The 17,818-nt window shown below is 71.7% G+C and carries 16 protein-coding genes; 15 read left to right on the forward strand and 1 reads right to left on the reverse strand.

Annotation, left to right across the window (positions count from 1 at the left end; translation table 11 throughout):
* Nucleotides 1-50: 50 nt before the first annotated feature.
* A complete protein-coding gene (locus AB0O40_RS00215) occupies nucleotides 51-2,249 on the reverse strand; it encodes an elongation factor G-like protein EF-G2 (protein WP_365033990.1) in 2,199 nt (732 codons plus the stop codon).
* Between the two features lie 249 nt (nucleotides 2,250-2,498).
* On the opposite strand from AB0O40_RS00215, the gene pgsA reads away from it, so the two are divergent.
* From pgsA to AB0O40_RS00290, 15 genes are all read left to right on the forward strand, one after another.
* Nucleotides 2,499-3,185 (forward strand): phosphatidylinositol phosphate synthase, encoded by a 687-nt coding sequence (gene pgsA, locus AB0O40_RS00220; RefSeq protein ID WP_365033991.1) that lies wholly within the window; start codon nucleotides 2,499-2,501, stop codon nucleotides 3,183-3,185.
* Complete coding sequence (locus AB0O40_RS00225) at nucleotides 3,182-4,132, forward strand: phosphatidylinositol mannoside acyltransferase (RefSeq protein WP_365033993.1); 951 nt, start codon at nucleotides 3,182-3,184, stop codon at nucleotides 4,130-4,132. The genes pgsA and AB0O40_RS00225 overlap by 4 nt, the downstream gene beginning before the upstream one ends.
* Entirely contained in the window at nucleotides 4,129-5,289 is a 1,161-nt protein-coding gene (locus tag AB0O40_RS00230; protein WP_365033995.1) for a glycosyltransferase family 4 protein, read from the forward strand. Before AB0O40_RS00225 ends, AB0O40_RS00230 begins: the two co-directional genes overlap by 4 nt.
* 178 nt (nucleotides 5,290-5,467) lie before the next feature.
* Nucleotides 5,468-6,013: a hypothetical protein gene (locus AB0O40_RS00235; RefSeq protein ID WP_365033997.1), complete on the forward strand. Its 546-nt coding sequence runs from the start codon at nucleotides 5,468-5,470 to the stop codon at nucleotides 6,011-6,013.
* 120 nt (nucleotides 6,014-6,133) lie between these two features.
* Nucleotides 6,134-7,051 carry a pyridoxal 5'-phosphate synthase lyase subunit PdxS gene (pdxS, locus tag AB0O40_RS00240; RefSeq protein WP_365033999.1) on the forward strand — a complete coding sequence of 306 codons (918 nt, stop codon included), beginning with the start codon at nucleotides 6,134-6,136 and terminating at the stop codon, nucleotides 7,049-7,051.
* A 12-nt stretch (nucleotides 7,052-7,063) separates the two neighbouring features.
* Nucleotides 7,064-7,657: a pyridoxal 5'-phosphate synthase glutaminase subunit PdxT gene (pdxT, locus tag AB0O40_RS00245; RefSeq protein ID WP_365034001.1), complete on the forward strand. Its 594-nt coding sequence runs from the start codon at nucleotides 7,064-7,066 to the stop codon at nucleotides 7,655-7,657.
* Nucleotides 7,658-7,713: 56 nt separating this feature from the next.
* Nucleotides 7,714-8,466: a YebC/PmpR family DNA-binding transcriptional regulator gene (locus tag AB0O40_RS00250; protein WP_365034003.1), complete on the forward strand. Its 753-nt coding sequence runs from the start codon at nucleotides 7,714-7,716 to the stop codon at nucleotides 8,464-8,466.
* A gap of 159 nt (nucleotides 8,467-8,625) precedes the next feature.
* Complete coding sequence (gene ruvC / locus AB0O40_RS00255) at nucleotides 8,626-9,156, forward strand: crossover junction endodeoxyribonuclease RuvC (protein ID WP_365034005.1); 531 nt, start codon at nucleotides 8,626-8,628, stop codon at nucleotides 9,154-9,156.
* The gene (gene ruvA / locus AB0O40_RS00260; RefSeq protein WP_365034007.1) at nucleotides 9,153-9,788 is read left to right on the forward strand and encodes a Holliday junction branch migration protein RuvA; all 636 of its coding nucleotides are present in this window, start codon (nucleotides 9,153-9,155) and stop codon (nucleotides 9,786-9,788) included. Before ruvC ends, ruvA begins: the two co-directional genes overlap by 4 nt.
* Before the next feature lie 137 nt (nucleotides 9,789-9,925).
* Nucleotides 9,926-10,999, forward strand: a complete 1,074-nt coding sequence (gene ruvB, locus AB0O40_RS00265; RefSeq protein WP_365034009.1) for a Holliday junction branch migration DNA helicase RuvB — start codon at nucleotides 9,926-9,928, stop codon at nucleotides 10,997-10,999.
* 166 nt (nucleotides 11,000-11,165) lie between these two features.
* Entirely contained in the window at nucleotides 11,166-11,624 is a 459-nt protein-coding gene (gene yajC / locus AB0O40_RS00270; RefSeq protein WP_365034011.1) for a preprotein translocase subunit YajC, read from the forward strand.
* A gap of 150 nt (nucleotides 11,625-11,774) precedes the next feature.
* Nucleotides 11,775-13,529 (forward strand): protein translocase subunit SecD, encoded by a 1,755-nt coding sequence (secD, locus tag AB0O40_RS00275; protein WP_365034012.1) that lies wholly within the window; start codon nucleotides 11,775-11,777, stop codon nucleotides 13,527-13,529.
* Between the two features lies 1 nt (nucleotide 13,530).
* Nucleotides 13,531-14,598, forward strand: coding sequence for a protein translocase subunit SecF (gene secF / locus AB0O40_RS00280; protein WP_365034014.1), 1,068 nt, complete (start codon nucleotides 13,531-13,533; stop codon nucleotides 14,596-14,598).
* Entirely contained in the window at nucleotides 14,595-15,137 is a 543-nt protein-coding gene (locus AB0O40_RS00285; RefSeq protein ID WP_365034016.1) for an adenine phosphoribosyltransferase, read from the forward strand. The genes secF and AB0O40_RS00285 overlap by 4 nt, the downstream gene beginning before the upstream one ends.
* 208 nt (nucleotides 15,138-15,345) lie before the next feature.
* A complete protein-coding gene (locus AB0O40_RS00290) occupies nucleotides 15,346-17,787 on the forward strand; it encodes a bifunctional (p)ppGpp synthetase/guanosine-3',5'-bis(diphosphate) 3'-pyrophosphohydrolase (RefSeq protein ID WP_365034018.1) in 2,442 nt (813 codons plus the stop codon).
* Nucleotides 17,788-17,818 lie beyond the last annotated feature (31 nt).

The raw sequence follows: 17,818 nt of genomic DNA on the forward strand, positions 1-17,818 counted from the left end.
CGCCCGCCGCAAGCGAGTTGGGCGGGCGGCGCGGTTCCGCCGGCGGGTGGCTACGTCCCCTTCTGGGTTTCTTCGCGCATCTTGTCCGCGAGCCCGGGCGGCATCGGTTCGTGGCGGGCGTAGGCGCGGCTGAAGCGTCCGGTGCCGTGGGAGACGGAGCGGAGCTCGACGGCGTACCGGTCGATCTCGATCTCGGGGATCTCGGCGCGGACCAAGGTCCGTCCGGGGGCGGCCTGTTCGGTGCCCACCACGCGGCCGCGGCGGCTGGAGAGGTCGCTCATGACGGGGCCGACGTAGTCGTCGGGGACGAGGACGGAGAGTTCGGCGACGGGTTCGAGGAGGTGGATGCGGGTCTCGGCGGCGGCTTCGCGCAGGGCGAGGGCGCCGGCGGTCTGGAAGGCGGCGTCGGAGGAGTCGACGGAGTGGGCCTTGCCGTCGGTGAGGGTGACGCGGACGTCGACCAGGGGGTAGCCGGCGGCGACGCCCTTGGCGGCCTGGGCGCGGACGCCCTTCTCGACGGAGGGGATGAAGGAGCGGGGGACGGCGCCGCCGACGACCTTGTCGACGAACTCGAGTCCGCTGCCGGGGGGCAAGGGTTCGACGGTCAGCTCGCAGATGGCGTACTGGCCGTGGCCGCCGGACTGTTTGACGTGCCGGCCGCGGCCCTGGGCGCGGTCGCCGAAGGTCTCGCGGAGGGAGACCTTGTGGGGGACGGCGTCGACCTGGACGCCGTAGCGGGTGCGCAGGCGTTCCAGGGCGACGTCCTGGTGGGCCTCGCCGAGGCACCAGAGGACGACCTGGTGGGTGTGCGGGTTCTGTTCCAGGCGCATGGTGGGGTCTTCGGCGACGAGCCGGGACAGGCCTTGGGAGAGCTTGTCCTCGTCTGCCTTGCTGTGGGCTTCGATGGCGAGAGGGAGCAGCGGGTCGGGCATGTCCCAGGGGGCCATCAAGAGGGGGGCGTCCTTGGCGGAGAGGGTGTCGCCGGTCTCGGCCCGGCCGAGTTTGGCGACGGCGGCGAGGTCGCCGGCGATGCAGCGGGGGAGGGGGCGCTGGGTCTTGCCGAAGGGGGAGGCGAGGGCGCCGACCCGCTCGTCGACGTCGTGGTCCTCGTGGCCGCGGTCCTCAAGGCCGTGTCCGGAGACGTGGACGGTGTCGTCGGGGTGCAGGGTGCCGGAGAAGACGCGGACGAGGGAGACGCGGCCGACGTAGGGGTCGGAGGAGGTCTTGACGACCTCGGCGACGAGGGGGCCGTCGGGGTCGCAGGTGACGGCGGGCCGGTCGGCGCCCTCGGGGGTGGTGACGGCCACTGCGGGGCGTTCCTCGGGGGTGGGGAAGCCGCCGGTGATCAGTTCGAGGAGTTCGACGGTGCCGAGGCCTTGGCGGGCGCCGTCGGTGGCGGGGGCGGCCATCAGGACGGGGTGGAAGGTGCCGCGGGCGACGGCGCGTTCGAGGTCGTCGACGAGGGTCTTGAGGTCGATGTCCTCGCCGCCGAGGTAGCGGTCCATGAGGCCTTCGTCCTCGCTCTCGGCGATGATCCCTTCGATGAGCCGGTTGCGGGCGTCGGCGATGAGGGCGAGTTCGCCGGGTTCGGGGTCGCGTTCGACCCGGTCGCCGCCGGAGTAGTCGTACACGCGGCGGGAGAGCAGGCCGAGGAGTCCTCGGACGGGGGTGTGGCCGTCGGCTCCCGGGGGGCCGTAGAGGGGCAGGTAGAGGGGGATGACGGCGTCGGGGTCGTCGTTCCCGAAGGCCTGGCCGCAGAGGGTGGTCATCTGGGCGTAGTCGGCGCGGGAGGCTTCGAGGTGGGTGACGACGAGGGCGCGGGGCATGCCGACGGCGGCGCATTCGTCCCAGACCATGCGGGTGGCGCCGTCGACGCCGTCGGCGGCCGAGACGACGAAAAGGGCCGCGTCCGCTGCGCGCAGACCGGCCCGTAGCTCTCCGACGAAGTCGGCGTATCCGGGTGTGTCGAGGAGGTTGATCTTGATGCCGTTCCAGCCGACCGGGACGAGCGAGAGCTGTACGGAGCGTTGCTGGCGGTGTTCGATCTCGTCGTGGTCGGAGATCGTGCCGCCGTCCTCGACCCGGCCGGCCCGTCCGACGGCGCCGGCGGTGAGGGCGAGGGCTTCGACCAGGGTCGTCTTGCCGGCCCCGCTGTGGCCGACCAGCACCACGTTCCGGATGTCGGCGGGCCGGTCGGCCGTCAGTGCCCTGCCGGCGGCCCCGGGCTGGGTGTTCGCCTTGTCTCCCATGGCTGCTGTGCCTCCCTGTTCGCGTACGTGAGGAGGGTGGAGCGGGGCCCCGGGGGAGTCGGGAGGGGGAATCGACGGCTCCGGCGATGCCCGCGGTCCTTCGAGCTTTGCACCGGTGCCCGGGTGCGTCCATACGTCGTACCGGACGCGAACCGGTGGGTACGCGGGGGTGGACGCGCGGGTGCTGGCTACCATGGGCCAGCCGGTGGCCGCTGTGGCCGCGCGGCCCAGCGACCCTCTGGGAAGGCCATGCTGAACAAGTACGCGCGTGCATTCTTCACGCGTGTCCTCACGCCGTTCGCCGCGTTTCTGCTCCGCCGGGGGGTGAGCCCCGACGCCGTCACCTTGATCGGCACGGCCGGAGTGGTGGCGGGGGCGTTGGTCTTCTTCCCCCGGGGCGAGTTCTTCTGGGGCACGATCACCATCACCGCGTTCGTCTTCTCCGACCTGGTCGACGGGAACATGGCGCGGCAGGCCGGGGTGTCCAGCCGATGGGGCGCGTTCTTGGACTCGACGCTCGACCGGGTGGCGGACGCGGCCATCTTCGGTGGGCTGGCGCTCTGGTACGCGGGCTCGGGGCACGACAACCTGCTGTGCGCGGTGGCGATCTTCTGCCTGGCCAGTGGGCAGGTGGTGTCGTACACGAAGGCCCGGGGCGAGTCGATCGGGCTGCCGGTGGCGGTGAACGGCATGATCGAGCGCGCCGAGCGGCTGGTGATCTCGCTGGTGGCGGCGGGTGTGTCCGGACTGGAGAAGTTCGGGGTGCCGAGCTGGATCGGCGTGCTGCTGCCGGTGGCGCTGTGGGTGGTGGCGGTCGGCTCGCTGGTGACGCTGGTGCAGCGGGTGGTGACGGTGCGCCGTGAGTCGGCGGAGGCCGATGCGGCCGAGGCCGAGGCCGCGGCCGGGCGGGCCGCCGCCGAGGGCGGTGCGGTGTGACGCTGCGCGACCGTCTGACGGACGGCGTGTACGGGCTGGGCTGGGGCACGGTCAAGAGGCTTCCGGAGCCGGTGGCGGTGGGCCTGGGCCGGCGGATCGCGGACTTCGCGTGGCGGCGGCGCGGCAAGAGCGTGCTGCGGCTGGAGTCGAACCTGGCGCGGGTGGTGCCGGAGGCGGGTCCGGAGCGGCTGCGGGAGCTGTCGCGGGCCGGGATGCGCTCGTACATGCGCTACTGGATGGAGTCCTTCCGGTTGCCGGCGTGGGACGCCGCGCGGATCCGGGCGGACGTGGAGATCGAGGGCGAGCACCACCTGCGGGACGGCATCGCGTCCGGCCGGGGCGTGATCGTGGCGCTGCCGCACCTGGCGAACTGGGACCTGGCGGGCGCGTGGGTGACCACGTACGTGGGGGTGCCGTTCACGACGGTCGCGGAGCGGCTGAAGCCGGAGACGCTGTACGACCGCTTCGTGGCGTACCGCGAGGGGCTGGGCATGGAGGTGCTGCCGCACAGCGGCGGCGCGGCCTTCGGGACCCTGGCGCGGCGGCTGCGGTCGGGCGGGCTGATCTGCCTGGTGGCGGACCGGGACCTGTCGGCCTCGGGCGTGGCGGTGGACTTCTTCGGGGCGACGGCGCGGATGCCGGCCGGGCCGGCGCTGCTGGCCCAGCAGACGGGTGCGCTGCTGCTGCCGGTGACGCTGTGGTACGACGGCACGCGGATGAAGGGGCGGATCCATCCGCCCGTGGAGGTGCCCGCGGAGGGCACCCGGGTGGCGAAGACGGCGGCGATGACGCAGGAGCTGGCCACCGCCTTCGCGTCGGGGATCGCGGCGCACCCGCAGGACTGGCACATGCTCCAGCGGCTGTGGCTGGACGACCTGGAGCCGCGCGGCGGCGACCCGGTGTCCGGTGCCGCGGCGGCCGCGGCGGAGCGGGAGGGCGCGGCATGAGGATCGGCATCGTCTGCCCGTACTCCTGGGACGTGCCCGGCGGGGTGCAGTTCCACATCCGGGACCTGGCCGAGCACCTGATCCGGCTGGGGCACGAGGTGTCGGTGCTGGCGCCGGCGGACGACGAGACGCCGCTGCCGCCGTACGTGGTGTCGGCGGGGCGGGCCGTGCCGGTGCCGTACAACGGCTCGGTGGCCCGGCTGAACTTCGGTTTCCTGTCGGCGGCGCGGGTGCGGCGGTGGCTGGCCGACGGCGGCTTCGACGTGATCCACATCCACGAGCCGACCTCGCCGTCGCTGGGCCTGCTGAGCTGCTGGGCCGCCTCGGGGCCGATCGTGGCCACCTTCCACACCTCGAACCCGCGGTCGCGGGCGATGATCGCGGCGTACCCGATCCTGCAGCCGGCGCTGGAGAAGATCAGCGCGCGGATCGCGGTGAGCGAGTACGCGCGGCGCACGCTGGTGGAGCACCTGGGCGGGGACGCGGTGGTCATCCCGAACGGCGTGGACGTCGGCTTCTTCGAGAAGGCCGAGCCGAATCCGGAGTGGAGCGGGGCGACGCTCGGCTTCATCGGCCGGATCGACGAGCCGCGCAAGGGCCTGCCGGTGCTGATGGCGGCCTTCCCGCAGATCGTGGCCGAGTGCCCGGAGGTGCGGCTGCTGGTGGCGGGCCGGGGCGACGAGGAGGAGGCGGTGGCCTCGCTGCCCGAGGAGCTGCGCTCGCGGGTGACGTTCCTCGGGATGGTCTCGGACGAGGACAAGGCGCGGCTGCTGCGCAGCGTGGACGTGTACGTGGCGCCGAACACGGGCGGCGAGAGCTTCGGCATCATCCTGGTGGAGGCGCTGTCGGCGGGGGCGCCGGTGCTCGCCGCGGACCTGGACGCCTTCGCGCAGGTGCTGGACCAGGGTGCGGCGGGGGACCTGTTCGCCAACGAGGACCCGGCGGCGCTGGCCGCGGGGGCGGTGCGGCTGCTGAAGGACCCGGCGCGGCGGGCGGCGCTCAGCGAGCGGGGTGCGGCGCACGTGCGGCGCTTCGACTGGTCGACGGTGGGGGCGGACATCCTCGCGGTCTACGAGACGGTGACGGACGGCGCGGCCGTGGTCGACATGGACGAGCGGGTCTCCTTGCGGACCCGCTGGGGCCTGACGCGCGACTGACCGCCGGGCTTCCGCCGCGGCGTGTGGGAGTGGCGAATCAAGCCTCGCCGGCGATTGAGGCGCGGGGTCCGGGGCGGAGCCCCGGGGTGGTGACGGGGGCTGGTGCCCGCGGCACCAGAAGGCCGGGCCGCAGCAGGGGCGAAGGGCCAAGCGCAGCGGAAGGGTAGAGTCGCCGCCCGTGATCGAAACCCTCGTCTGGATCGCCGTGGCGCTGGTCGCCGTGGGCGTCTACCTCAGCTGGACCGCCGGCCGGCTCGACCGGCTGCACGCCCGGATCGACGCCGCCCGGGCCGCCCTGGACGCGCAGCTGGTGCGGCGTGCGTCGGCCGCGCTGGAGGTGGCGACCTCGGGCGTGCTCGATCCGGCCGCCTCGATCGTGCTGTACGAGGCCGCGCACGCGGCCCGGCTGGCCGAGGAGGACCACCGGGAGGTGGCCGAGAGCGAGCTGAGCCAGGCGCTGCGCGCGGTCTTCGCGGACCCGGACCAGGTGGCCGCCGTCAAGGAGGCCCCCGGGGGCGAGGAGGCGGCCGGGGAGCTGGCGGCGACGGTGCGCCGGGTGCCGATGGCACGGCGCTTCCACAACGACGCGGTGCGGGCGGCCCGGGCGCTGCGCCGGCACCGCAAGGTGCGGTGGTTCCGCTTGGCGGGTCATGCGCCGTTCCCGTTGGCCTTCGAGATGGACGACGAGCCTCCGGTGGCCTTGGCAGACCGTCCGGGAAGCTGACACTGGCCACAGTGGCACGCGCAAGGATCCACTCGCTCCACATTGGCCCTTGCAGTGGACTGGTCGGCCGGGTTTCCTGACACAAGCAGTACCCCGTCTCCGTTCGAGTGAGGTCAATCCGTGAGCACGCTTCCCACCACCCCGCAGTCCGCTGAGTCGGCCATCGGCACCTCCCGCGTCAAGCGCGGCATGGCCGAGCAGCTCAAGGGCGGCGTGATCATGGACGTGGTCAACGCCGAGCAGGCGAAGATCGCCGAGGACGCCGGCGCCGTGGCCGTCATGGCCCTGGAGCGGGTCCCCGCGGACATCCGCAAGGACGGCGGCGTGGCCCGCATGTCCGACCCGAACATGATCGAAGAGATCATCGAGGCCGTCTCCATCCCGGTCATGGCCAAGTCCCGCATCGGCCACTTCGTCGAGGCCCAGGTCCTGCAGTCGCTCGGCGTCGACTACATCGACGAGTCCGAGGTCCTGACCCCGGCCGACGAGGTCAACCACTCCGACAAGTGGGCCTTCACCACCCCCTTCGTCTGCGGTGCCACCAACCTGGGCGAGGCCCTGCGCCGCATCGCCGAGGGCGCGGCCATGATCCGCTCGAAGGGCGAGGCCGGCACGGGCAACGTCGTCGAGGCCGTCCGCCACCTGCGCCAGATCAAGAACGAGATCGCCAAGCTGCGCGGCTTCGACAACAACGAGCTGTACGCCGCCGCCAAGGAGCTGCGCGCCCCGTACGAGCTCGTCAAGGAGGTCGCCGAGCTCGGCAAGCTCCCCGTGGTGCTCTTCTCCGCCGGTGGCGTCGCCACCCCGGCCGACGCCGCGCTGATGCGCCAGCTCGGTGCCGAGGGCGTCTTCGTCGGCTCCGGCATCTTCAAGTCGGGCGACCCGGCCAAGCGCGCCGCCGCCATCGTGAAGGCCACCACCTTCTACGACGACCCGAAGATCATCGCGGACGCGTCCCGCAACCTGGGCGAGGCCATGGTCGGCATCAACTGCGACACGCTGCCCGAGGCCGAGCGCTACGCCAACCGCGGCTGGTAAGGCACCCCCGTCATGAAGAATCCCCCCGTCATCGGCGTCCTCGCGCTGCAGGGCGACGTACGGGAGCACCTGATCGCCCTGGCCTCGGCGGACGCCGTGGCCAGGCCGGTCCGGCGCCCCGAGGAGCTCGCCGAGGTCGACGCCCTGGTGATCCCCGGCGGCGAGTCCACGACCATGTCGAAGCTCGCCGTGCTGTTCGGCATGCTGGAGCCGCTGCGCGAGCGGGTGCGCGCCGGCATGCCCGTCTACGGCACCTGCGCGGGCATGATCATGCTCGCGGACAAGCTGCTGGACGGCCGTGAGGACCAGGAGACCCTGGGCGGCATCGACATGATCGTGCGCCGCAACGCCTTCGGCCGGCAGAACGAATCCTTCGAGGCGCAGATCGACTTCGCCGGCATCGAGGGCGGCCCCGTCGAGGGCGTCTTCATCCGCGCGCCGTGGGTCGAGTCGGTCGGCGGCGCCGCCGAGGTGCTGGCCACGTACGAGGGCCACACCGTCGCGGTGCGCCAGGGCAACGTCCTGGCGACCTCGTTCCACCCGGAGCTGACGGGCGACGACCGGGTCCACGCGTACTTCGTGGACATGGTGCGCGACAGCGCCTGACGCCCTCCCGGTAGGATCGGGACGAACACTGTTGGTTACGCGAAGGAGACAGGCGGATGTCCGGCCACTCTAAATGGGCTACGACGAAGCACAAGAAGGCCGTGATCGATGCCAAGCGCGGCAAGCTCTTCGCGAAGCTGATCAAGAACATCGAGGTCGCGGCCCGTACGGGCGGCGCCGACCCCGAGGGCAACCCGACCCTCTTCGACGCCATCCAGAAGGCCAAGAAGAGCTCGGTGCCCAACAAGAACATCGACTCCGCGGTCAAGCGCGGCGGTGGTCTCGAGGCCGGCGGCGTCGACTACGCGACGATCATGTACGAGGGCTACGGCCCGAACGGCGTCGCGGTGCTCATCGAGTGCCTGACCGACAACCGCAACCGTGCCGCGTCCGACGTGCGCGTGGCCATGACCCGCAACGGCGGCTCGATGGCCGACCCGGGTTCGGTCTCGTACCTGTTCAACCGCAAGGGCGTCGTCGTGCTGCCCAAGGGCGAGCTGTCCGAGGACGACGTCCTGGAGACGGTGCTCGAGGCCGGCGCCGAGGAGGTGAACGACCTCGGTGAGCAGTTCGAGGTCATCTCCGAGGCCACCGACCTGGTCGCGGTGCGCACCGCGCTCCAGGAGGCCGGCATCGACTACGACTCGGCCGAGTCCAGCTTCGTCCCGTCCATGCAGGTGGAGCTGGACGAGGAGGGCGCGCGCAAGATGTTCAAGCTGATCGACGCGCTGGAGGACAGCGACGACGTGCAGAACGTCTTCGCCAACTTCGACGTGAGCGACGAGGTCATGGAGAAGGTCGACGCCTGATCCGCCGCACCGCTTCGCCGGACGGGCCGACGGGGATTTCCCCGTCGGCCCGTCCGCGTCTGCGGCCGAGGGCCGGCGGGCCCTGCGGCGGCGCCTGTGCGGCGTTGTCGGTGCCGGCCGGTAGCCTGCACGAACAGGTGAACCAAGGAGGGGTGGCGCGTGCGTGTGCTCGGGGTGGACCCGGGGCTGACCCGGTGCGGCGTGGGTGTGGTCGAGGGCGTCGCGGGCCGTCCCCTCAAGATGCTCGGCGTCGGCGTGGTGCGCACCCCGGCCGACGCGGACATCGGCCTGCGGCTGGTGGACATCGAGCGCGGCATCGAGGCGTGGCTGGACGAGTACCGGCCCGAACGCGTCGCGGTGGAGCGGGTGTTCAGCCAGCACAACGTCCGCACGGTGATGGGCACCGCCCAGGCCAGCGCGGTGGCCATGCTGTGCGCCTCGCGCCGGGGCATCCCCGTCCACCTGCACACCCCCAGCGAGGTCAAGGCCGCCGTCACCGGCAGCGGCCGGGCCGACAAGGCGCAGGTCGGGGCGATGGTCACCCGGCTGCTGCGGCTGGACGCGCCGCCCAAGCCGGCCGACGCCGCCGACGCCCTCGCCCTCGCCATCTGCCACATCTGGCGGGCCCCCGCCCAGAACCGGCTCCAGCAGGCCGTCGCCCTGCACGCATCGAAAGGCCGTACCGCATGATCGCCTTCGTCAGCGGCCCCGTCGCCGCGCTCGCCCCCACCACGGCCGTGATCGAGGTCGGCGGCGTGGGCATGGCGGTCCAGTGCACCCCGGACACCATCGCGGGCCTGCGGATCGGGGAGAGCGCGAAACTGGCCACCTCCCTGGTGGTGCGCGAGGACTCGCTCACCCTCTACGGCTTCGCCGACGACGACGAGCGGCAGGTCTTCGAACTGCTCCAGACCGCCAGCGGCGTCGGTCCCCGGCTGGCCCAGGCGATGCTGGGCGTGCACCGCCCCGACGCGCTGCGGGTGGCGGTCTCCACCGGCGACGAGAAGGCCCTGATGGCCGTGCCCGGCATCGGCAAGAAGGGCGCCCAGAAGCTCCTCCTCGAACTGAAGGACAAGCTGGGCGCCCCGCTGGGGGCCAGTGGCATGGTCGGCGCGCAGCGCGCCGCCGCCGCGGCCGGTCCGGCGCCCTGGAGCGAGCAGCTGGCTGCGGCCTTGATCGGGCTGGGGTACGCGGCGCGTGAGGCCGAGGAGGCCGTCTCGGCGGTCGCCCCGCAGGCCGAGGCCGCCCTGGCCGAGACGGGTTCGGCGCCGGTGCCGCAGCTGTTGCGGGCCGCGCTGCAGACTCTGAACCGGGCCCGCTGAGCGGCTGGGGGCTCCGCCCCCAGACCCCCGCGCCGCAATCTCCCAGCTACCGCTGGGAGGTGCCCCAGCGGGGCTGGAACGTGCTCCGCACGTCCAGTCCGCCGGGGAGATGACCCGTAACGACCGAGAAGGACACCGTGAACTGGGACGAGGAATCCACCGCAGAGGCCGAGGCGCGCCTGGTGGCCGCCGCGGCGGACGGCGAGGACACCGCCGTCGAGGCGGCCCTGCGCCCCAAGGACCTGGACGAGTTCGTCGGCCAGGAGAAGGTCCGCGCCCAGCTCGACCTGGTGCTCAAGGCCGCCCGGCAGCGCGGCGCCACCGCCGACCACGTCCTGCTCTCGGGTGCGCCCGGACTCGGCAAGACCACCCTCTCGATGATCATCGCGGCCGAGATGGGCGCCCCGATCCGGATCACCTCCGGCCCCGCGATCCAGCACGCCGGGGACCTGGCCGCGATCCTCTCCTCGCTCCAGGAGGGCGAGGTGCTGTTCCTCGACGAGATCCACCGCATGTCCCGGCCGGCCGAGGAGATGCTGTACATGGCCATGGAGGACTTCCGGGTCGACGTCATCGTCGGCAAGGGCCCCGGGGCCACCGCCATCCCGCTGGAGCTGCCGCCCTTCACCCTGGTCGGCGCCACCACCCGGGCCGGTCTGCTGCCGCCCCCGCTGCGGGACCGGTTCGGCTTCACCGGGCACATGGAGTTCTACGCCCCCGAGGAGCTGCAGCGGGTCGTGCACCGCTCCGCGCGGCTGCTGGACGTGGAGATCGACGCAGAGGGCGCGGCGGAGATCGCCGGCCGCTCCCGGGGCACCCCCCGCATCGCCAACCGGCTGCTGCGCCGGGTCCGGGACTACGCCCAGGTGCGGGCCGACGGGGTGATCACCCGCGAGGTGGCCGGTGCCGCGCTGAGCGTGTACGAGGTCGACGGGCGTGGCCTGGACCGGCTGGACCGGGCCGTCCTGGAGGCGCTGCTCAAGCTGTTCGGCGGGGGCCCGGTGGGCCTGTCCACGCTGGCCGTGGCGGTGGGGGAGGAGCGCGAGACCGTCGAGGAGGTCGCCGAGCCCTTCCTGGTCCGCGAGGGTCTGCTGGCCCGGACGCCCCGGGGGCGGGTCGCCACGCCCGCGGCGTGGGCGCACCTGGGACTCGTACCGCCGGCGCACGGCGGATCCGGATCAAGCGGACAACAGGGCCTCTTCGGGGCGTGACGGCGCGGAAGGTCGCCTGGTCAGGAACCGTGGTGCCATGCTGGGCGTTGTTCCATCGGTGTGGACTCGCCTAGACTCCGCCGATGCCGACCGTCTCGAGGTCGGTGTGCCCACCCCCGTAGAAAAGGCCGCTCGTCAGCGCGGTCGTGCGAAGGAACTCCGTCCCATGAGCAGCAGTCTTGTGACCTTCCTCCCGTTCATCGTGCTCATCGGGGCCATGTTCCTGATGACCCGCTCTGCCAAGAAGAAGCAGCAGGCGGCCGTCTCGATGCGCGACCAGATGGGACCCGGCACCGGCGTCCGCACCATCGGCGGCATGTACGCCACGGTCAAGGAGGTCGGTGACGACACCGTCACCCTCGAGGTGGCTCCCGGCGTGCACGCGGTGTACGCGAAGAACGCCATCGGTGCCGTCCTGGAGGACGAGGAGTACAACCGCATCGTCCACGGTGCCGGTGATGATCTGACGATCGACGCGCCGGTCGTACCGGACGACGCGTCTTCGCTCACCGAGGGTCCGGCCGACGACGCCAAGATCGACCTCGGCAAGGCCGAGGCCGACGGCGGCGACAAGGCCGAGGGCACGAAGGACGGAAAGACCGACGGCGAGGCCGACGCGAAGTAAGTCCGCCGGTCGCGGACCGCGCGGCGCCCACCGGCGTCCCGCGCGGTCCCGGCCCCGGCTCACTTCTGCGGGGGGCAGGCCCCCACAACACTTTCGTGGCCGCCCGAGCGCATACCCGGCGCCGGCGGTTGGACAGGGAGATACGACAAGGTGGCAGCACCGAAGAAGGGCCGACGGCCCGCGGGGGCTCAGGGCAGGCCGGGCCGTGCCCTGGCGGTGATCCTGATCGCGATGGTGGCGCTCACCGCGGGGATGTTCATCTCCAAGCAGACGACGCCGCGCCTGGGCATCGACCTCGCCGGCGGTACGAGCATCACGCTCAAGGCGAAGAACGAGCCGGGCAAGAAGGACGCGATCAACCCCACCAACATGAACACGGCGGTCTCGATCATCGAGCGTCGTGTCAACGGTCTCGGTGTCTCCGAGGCCGAGGTGCAGACCCAGGGTCGCGACCACATCATCGTGAACATCCCCAAGGGGACGAACGAGAAGCAGGCCCGCGAGCAGGTCGGCACCACCGCCCAGCTCTACTTCCGCCCGGTGATCGCGGCGGCCCCCGGTACCCCGCAGGCCCCGGAGCCGACCCCGACCCCGACCCCCAGCGCCTCCGGCAAGCCGAAGGCCGACGGCGGCAAGGGCACGCCGACCCCGAAGGCCAGCGCCTCCTCGCAGGGCCGCGCGGTCCCGGAGACCGTGACGGCCACCGGTAACCCGACCCCGCCGAAGACGGACCCGGTCGGTGCGAAGAAGGACGGGAAGGCCCCGACGCCGACCCCCTCCGCCGACGCCGGCGCCGGCGACCTGCAGAAGAAGTTCGCCTCGCTGAACTGCGCCGTCGAGACGCAGCGGACCACCGCGAACCTCGGTGCCAAGACCACCGACACCATCGTGGCCTGCGGCAAGAACTCCGTCGACCAGTGGGAGAAGTACCTCCTGGGCCCGGTCGACGTCGAGGGCAAGGACGTCTCGGACGCCAAGGGCGTGCTCGACCCGCAGCGCGCGATGTGGATCGTCCAGCTGAAGTTCACCGACAAGGGCGCCGACAAGTTCGCCAAGACCACCGGTGAGCTCTCGAAGAAGCAGTCCCCGCAGAACCAGTTCGCCATCGTCCTCGACGGCGACGTGGTCTCGGCCCCCTCGGTCAGCAGCACCATCGCCGGTGGCCAGGCCGAGATCTCCGGCAGCTTCAACCAGCAGTCCGCGCAGGACCTGGGCAACATGCTCTCCTACGGTGCGCTGCCGCTGACCTTCCAGGAGGACAGCGTCACCACCGTGACCGCCGCCCTCGGCGGGGAGCAGCTGAAGGCCGGTCTGATCGCCGGTGCCATCGGCCTCGCGCTGGTCATCATCTACCTGGTGGCCTACTACCGCGGGCTCGCGTTCATCGCGATCGTCAGCCTCCTGGTGTCGGCGATCCTGACGTACACGATCATGGCGCTGCTGGGCAAGGGCATCGGGTTCGCGCTGAACCTGCCCGCGGTCTGCGGTGCGATCGTCGCGATCGGTATCACCGCCGACTCCTTCATCGTGTACTTCGAGCGCATCCGCGACGAGATCATGGAGGGCCGTACGCTGCGTCCGGCCGTGGAGCGTGCCTGGCCGCGGGCCCGGCGCACCATCCTGGTCTCCGACTTCGTCTCCTTCCTCGCCGCCGCGGTGCTCTTCATCGTCACCGTCGGCAAGGTCCAGGGCTTCGCCTTCACGCTCGGCCTGACCACCCTGCTCGACGTGGTCGTGGTGTTCCTCTTCACCAAGCCGATCATGACGCTGCTGGCCCGGACGAAGTTCTTCGGCAACGGCCACCCCTGGTCCGGTCTGGACCCGAAGCGGCTCGGCGCGAAGCCGCCGCTGCGGAGCACCCGCCGCTCCACTTCCGCCGCCCGTGTCGAACCCCAGGAGGTGTGAGATGTCGAAGCTCGGAAACCTCGGCGCCCGCCTGCACAAGGGCGAGGTCAGCTACGACTTCGTCGGCAAGCGCTTCATCTGGTACGGCGTCTCCGTCCTGATCACCATCACGGCGATCGTGGCGCTGGCGGTCCAGGGCCTCAACATGGGCATCGAGTTCAAGGGCGGCGCGGTCTTCACCACCCCGAAGACCGACGTCTCCGTCTCCAAGGCCCAGGAGGCGGCCGAGGCCGCCTCCGGCCACGACGCGATCGTCCAGAAGCTCGGCAACGGCACCCTGCGCATCCAGGTCAGCGGTCTGGACACCGACCAGGCCAACGGCGTCAAGACGAAGCTCGCCGCCGACCTGTCGGTCAAGGAAGCGGACATCAACGCCGACCTGGTCGGCCCCAGCTGGGGTGAGCAGATCGCCAACAAGGCGTGGACCGGCCTGGCCGTGTTCATGATCCTCGTGGTGATCTACCTGGCCATCGCCTTCGAGTGGCGGATGGCCGTCGCGGCCCTGATCGCCCTGATCCACGACCTCACCATCACCGTCGGCATCTACGCGCTGGTCGGCTTCGAGGTCACCCCGGGCACCGTCATCGGTCTGCTGACCATCCTCGGTTACTCCCTCTACGACACCGTCGTCGTCTTCGACGGTCTCAAGGAAGCCTCCAAGGACATCACCAAGCAGAACCGCTACACCTACAGCGAGATCGCCAACCGCAGCCTCAACGGCACGCTGGTCCGCTCGATCAACACCACCGTCGTGGCGCTGCTCCCGGTCGCCGGCCTGCTCTTCATCGGCGGCGGCTTCCTGGGCGCGGGCATGCTCAACGACATCTCGCTGTCGCTGTTCGTCGGCCTCGCGGCCGGTGCGTACTCCTCGATCTTCATCGCGACCCCGCTGGTCGCCGACCTCAAGGAGCGCGACCCGGCGATGGTGGCCCTGCGCAAGCGGGTGCTGGCCAAGCGCGCGTCGGCCGCCGCCAAGGGCGAGTCGGCCGGTGACGAGCAGGAGCACGGCGCCGAGGTCGTGGGCCAGACCGGTCCGGCCGCCGGCCGGGCCTCGGGTCGCCGCCGATGACCGGGGACGTGCGCGAGCTGCTGCTCTCCCGGATCAAGGACGTCGCGGACTACCCGAAGCCGGGGGTGATGTTCAAGGACATCACCCCGCTGCTGGCGGACCCGGAGGCCTTCGGCGCCCTCACCGACGCCCTCGCGGAGCTGTGCGTCCGGCACGGCGCCACGAAGATCGTCGGTCTGGAGGCCCGCGGGTTCATCCTGGCGGCGCCGGTGGCCGTGCAGTCCAAGATCGGCTTCGTGCCGGTCCGCAAGGCCGGCAAGCTCCCCGGCGCCACGCTCAAGCAGGCGTACGAGCTCGAGTACGGCACCGCCGAGATCGAGGTGCACGCCGAGGACCTGGCGCCGGGTGACCGGGTCATGGTCATCGACGACGTGCTCGCCACCGGCGGCACCGCCGAGGCCTCGCTGGAGCTGATCCGGCGGGCCGGGGCCGAGGTCGCGGGCGTGGCGGTCCTGATGGAGCTCGGTTTCCTCGCGGGCCGGGCCCGCCTGGAGCCGGCCCTCGCCGGGGCTCCGCTGGAAGCCCTGATCGTCGTCTAGTCGCCGCACGGCGGCGGGTCCCGGATTCCTCCCGGGGCCCGCCGCCGTCGTGTTTTCCGGCCCGGGATGCGGCCGGGGCCGGACGTCCGCAGGATGGGCGGGGGAAACGGCCGGAGCAAACGCTCGCTACCATGGGTTTTTCCGGACCTGACCGGGGGCCCCGGATCCTCCCCCAGACTTCGGCTGGGGGTCCCCCAGAGGAGCGCTCTTGCCAGACGAGGTCCAGCCACTCCCCGCCGCGCAGCCCGACCAGCCGGCCGACCGGCCCGCGGCGTCCGGCAGCACGCCCGCCCCCGCCCCGAAGCCGCTGCCCCCGGTGCCGCCGCGGCCCCTGCCGGCCAAGTCCGCCGGCTCCTCCAACCGGGTGCGGGCCCGGCTCGCCCGGCTGGGCGTCCAGCGTTCCAACCCGTACAACCCGGTCCTCGAACCGCTGCTGCGGATCGTGCGCAGCAACGACCCGAAGATCGAGACCGCCACCCTGCGGCAGATCGAGAACGCCTACCAGGTCGCCGAGCGCTGGCACCGCGGCCAGAAGCGCAAGAGCGGCGATCCGTACATCACGCACCCGCTGGCCGTCACCACCATCCTCGCCGAGCTGGGCATGGACCCGGCGACGCTGATGGCCGGCCTGCTGCACGACACCGTCGAGGACACCGAGTACGGTCTGGAGCAGCTGCGCCGCGACTTCGGCGACGCGGTGGCCCTGCTGGTCGACGGCGTCACCAAGCTCGACAAGGTCAAGTTCGGCGAGGCCGCGCAGGCCGAGACGGTCCGCAAGATGGTCGTCGCCATGGCCAAGGACCCGCGCGTCCTGGTCATCAAGCTCGCCGACCGCCTGCACAACATGCGCACCATGCGCTACCTCAAGCGGGAGAAGCAGGAGAAGAAGGCCCGCGAGACCCTCGAGATCTACGCGCCGCTGGCCCACCGCCTGGGCATGAACACCATCAAGTGGGAGCTGGAGGACCTCGCCTTCGCGATCCTCTACCCCAAGATGTACGACGAGATCGTCCGCCTGGTCGCCGAGCGCGCGCCCAAGCGCGACGAGTACCTGGCGGTCGTCACCGACGAGGTCCAGACGGACCTGCGGGCCGCCCGCATCAAGGCCACCGTCACCGGCCGCCCCAAGCACTACTACAGCGTCTACCAGAAGATGATCGTGCGGGGCCGGGACTTCGCCGAGATCTACGACCTGGTGGGCATCCGCGTCCTGGTGGACACCGTCCGCGACTGCTACGCGGCGCTGGGCACCGTCCACGCCCGCTGGAACCCGGTTCCGGGGCGGTTCAAGGACTACATCGCGATGCCCAAGTTCAACATGTACCAGTCGCTGCACACGACGGTCATCGGGCCCAACGGCAAGCCGGTCGAGCTGCAGATCCGCACCTTCGACATGCACCGCCGCGCCGAGTACGGCATCGCCGCGCACTGGAAGTACAAGCAGCAGACCGTCGCCGGCGCCTCCAAGGTCCGCACGGACGTCCCGCAGGCCGCCAAGGGCAGCGCCGGCCAGGACACCGTCAACGACATGGCCTGGCTGCGGCAGCTGCTGGACTGGCAGAAGGAGACCGAGGACCCGGGCGAGTTCCTGGACTCGCTGCGCTTCGACCTCTCGCGCAACGAGGTCTTCGTCTTCACGCCCAAGGGCGACGTCATAGCGCTGCCGGCCGGGGCCACCCCGGTCGACTTCGCCTTCGCGGTGCACACCGAGGTCGGCTACCGGACCATAGGGGCCCGGGTCAACGGCCGCCTGGTGCCGCTGGAGTCCACCCTCGACAACGGCGACCTGGTCGAGGTCTTCACCTCCAAGGCCGAGGGCGCCGGCCCGTCCCGGGACTGGCTGGGCTTCGTCAAGTCCCCGCGGGCCCGCAACAAGATCCGCGCCTGGTTCTCCAAGGAGCGCCGGGACGAGGCGATCGAGCAGGGCAAGGACGCCATCGCGCGGGCCATGCGCAAGCAGAACCTGCCGATCCAGCGGATCCTGACCGGCGACTCCCTGGTCACCCTCGCCCACGAGATGCGCTACCCCGACATCTCCTCGCTGTACGCGGCGATCGGCGAGGGGCACGTCTCCGCGCAGGCCGTGGTCTCCAAGCTCGTCCAGGCCATGGGCGGCGAGGAGGCGGCCAACGAGGACATCGAGGAGAGCGTCCCGCCCTCGCGCGGCCGGGCCAAGCGCCGGGCCAACGCCGACCCGGGCGTGGTCGTCAAGGGCGTCGAGGACGTCTGGGTCAAGCTGGCCCGCTGCTGCACCCCGGTGCCGGGCGACCCGATCATCGGTTTCGTCACCCGCGGCAGCGGCGTCTCGGTCCACCGGGCCGACTGCGTCAACGTCGACTCGCTCTCGCAGCAGCCCGAGCGGATCCTCGAGGTCGAGTGGGCGCCCACCCAGTCCTCCGTCTTCCTGGTCGCCATCCAGGTCGAGGCGCTGGACCGGTCCCGGCTCCTGTCGGACGTCACCCGCGTCCTGTCCGACCAGCACGTCAACATCCTGTCCGCGGCGGTGCAGACCTCCCGCGACCGGGTGGCCACCTCCCGCTTCACCTTCGAGATGGGCGACCCCAAGCACCTGGGCCACGTCCTGAAGGCCGTACGCGGCGTCGAGGGCGTCTACGACGTCTACCGCGTGACCTCGGCCCGCCGGCCGTAGCGCGCGCCACGCGGAAGGGCCCCGGTTCGAT

This window comes from Streptomyces sp. NPDC089919 (genome assembly GCF_040684615.1).
Lineage (GTDB): Bacteria > Actinomycetota > Actinomycetes > Streptomycetales > Streptomycetaceae > Streptomyces.

Coding starts and splice junctions, on each gene's coding strand:
- yajC (WP_365034011.1), top strand. CDS start 11,166: ATGAGCAGCAGTCTTGTGACCTTCCTCCCGTTCATCGTGCTCATCGGG.
- pgsA (WP_365033991.1), top strand. CDS start 2,499: ATGCTGAACAAGTACGCGCGTGCATTCTTCACGCGTGTCCTCACGCCG.
- secF (WP_365034014.1), top strand. CDS start 13,531: ATGTCGAAGCTCGGAAACCTCGGCGCCCGCCTGCACAAGGGCGAGGTC.
- ruvA (WP_365034007.1), top strand. CDS start 9,153: ATGATCGCCTTCGTCAGCGGCCCCGTCGCCGCGCTCGCCCCCACCACG.
- pdxT (WP_365034001.1), top strand. CDS start 7,064: ATGAAGAATCCCCCCGTCATCGGCGTCCTCGCGCTGCAGGGCGACGTA.
- AB0O40_RS00250 (WP_365034003.1), top strand. CDS start 7,714: ATGTCCGGCCACTCTAAATGGGCTACGACGAAGCACAAGAAGGCCGTG.
- AB0O40_RS00230 (WP_365033995.1), top strand. CDS start 4,129: ATGAGGATCGGCATCGTCTGCCCGTACTCCTGGGACGTGCCCGGCGGG.
- AB0O40_RS00285 (WP_365034016.1), top strand. CDS start 14,595: ATGACCGGGGACGTGCGCGAGCTGCTGCTCTCCCGGATCAAGGACGTC.
- AB0O40_RS00215 (WP_365033990.1), bottom strand. CDS start 2,249: ATGGGAGACAAGGCGAACACCCAGCCCGGGGCCGCCGGCAGGGCACTG.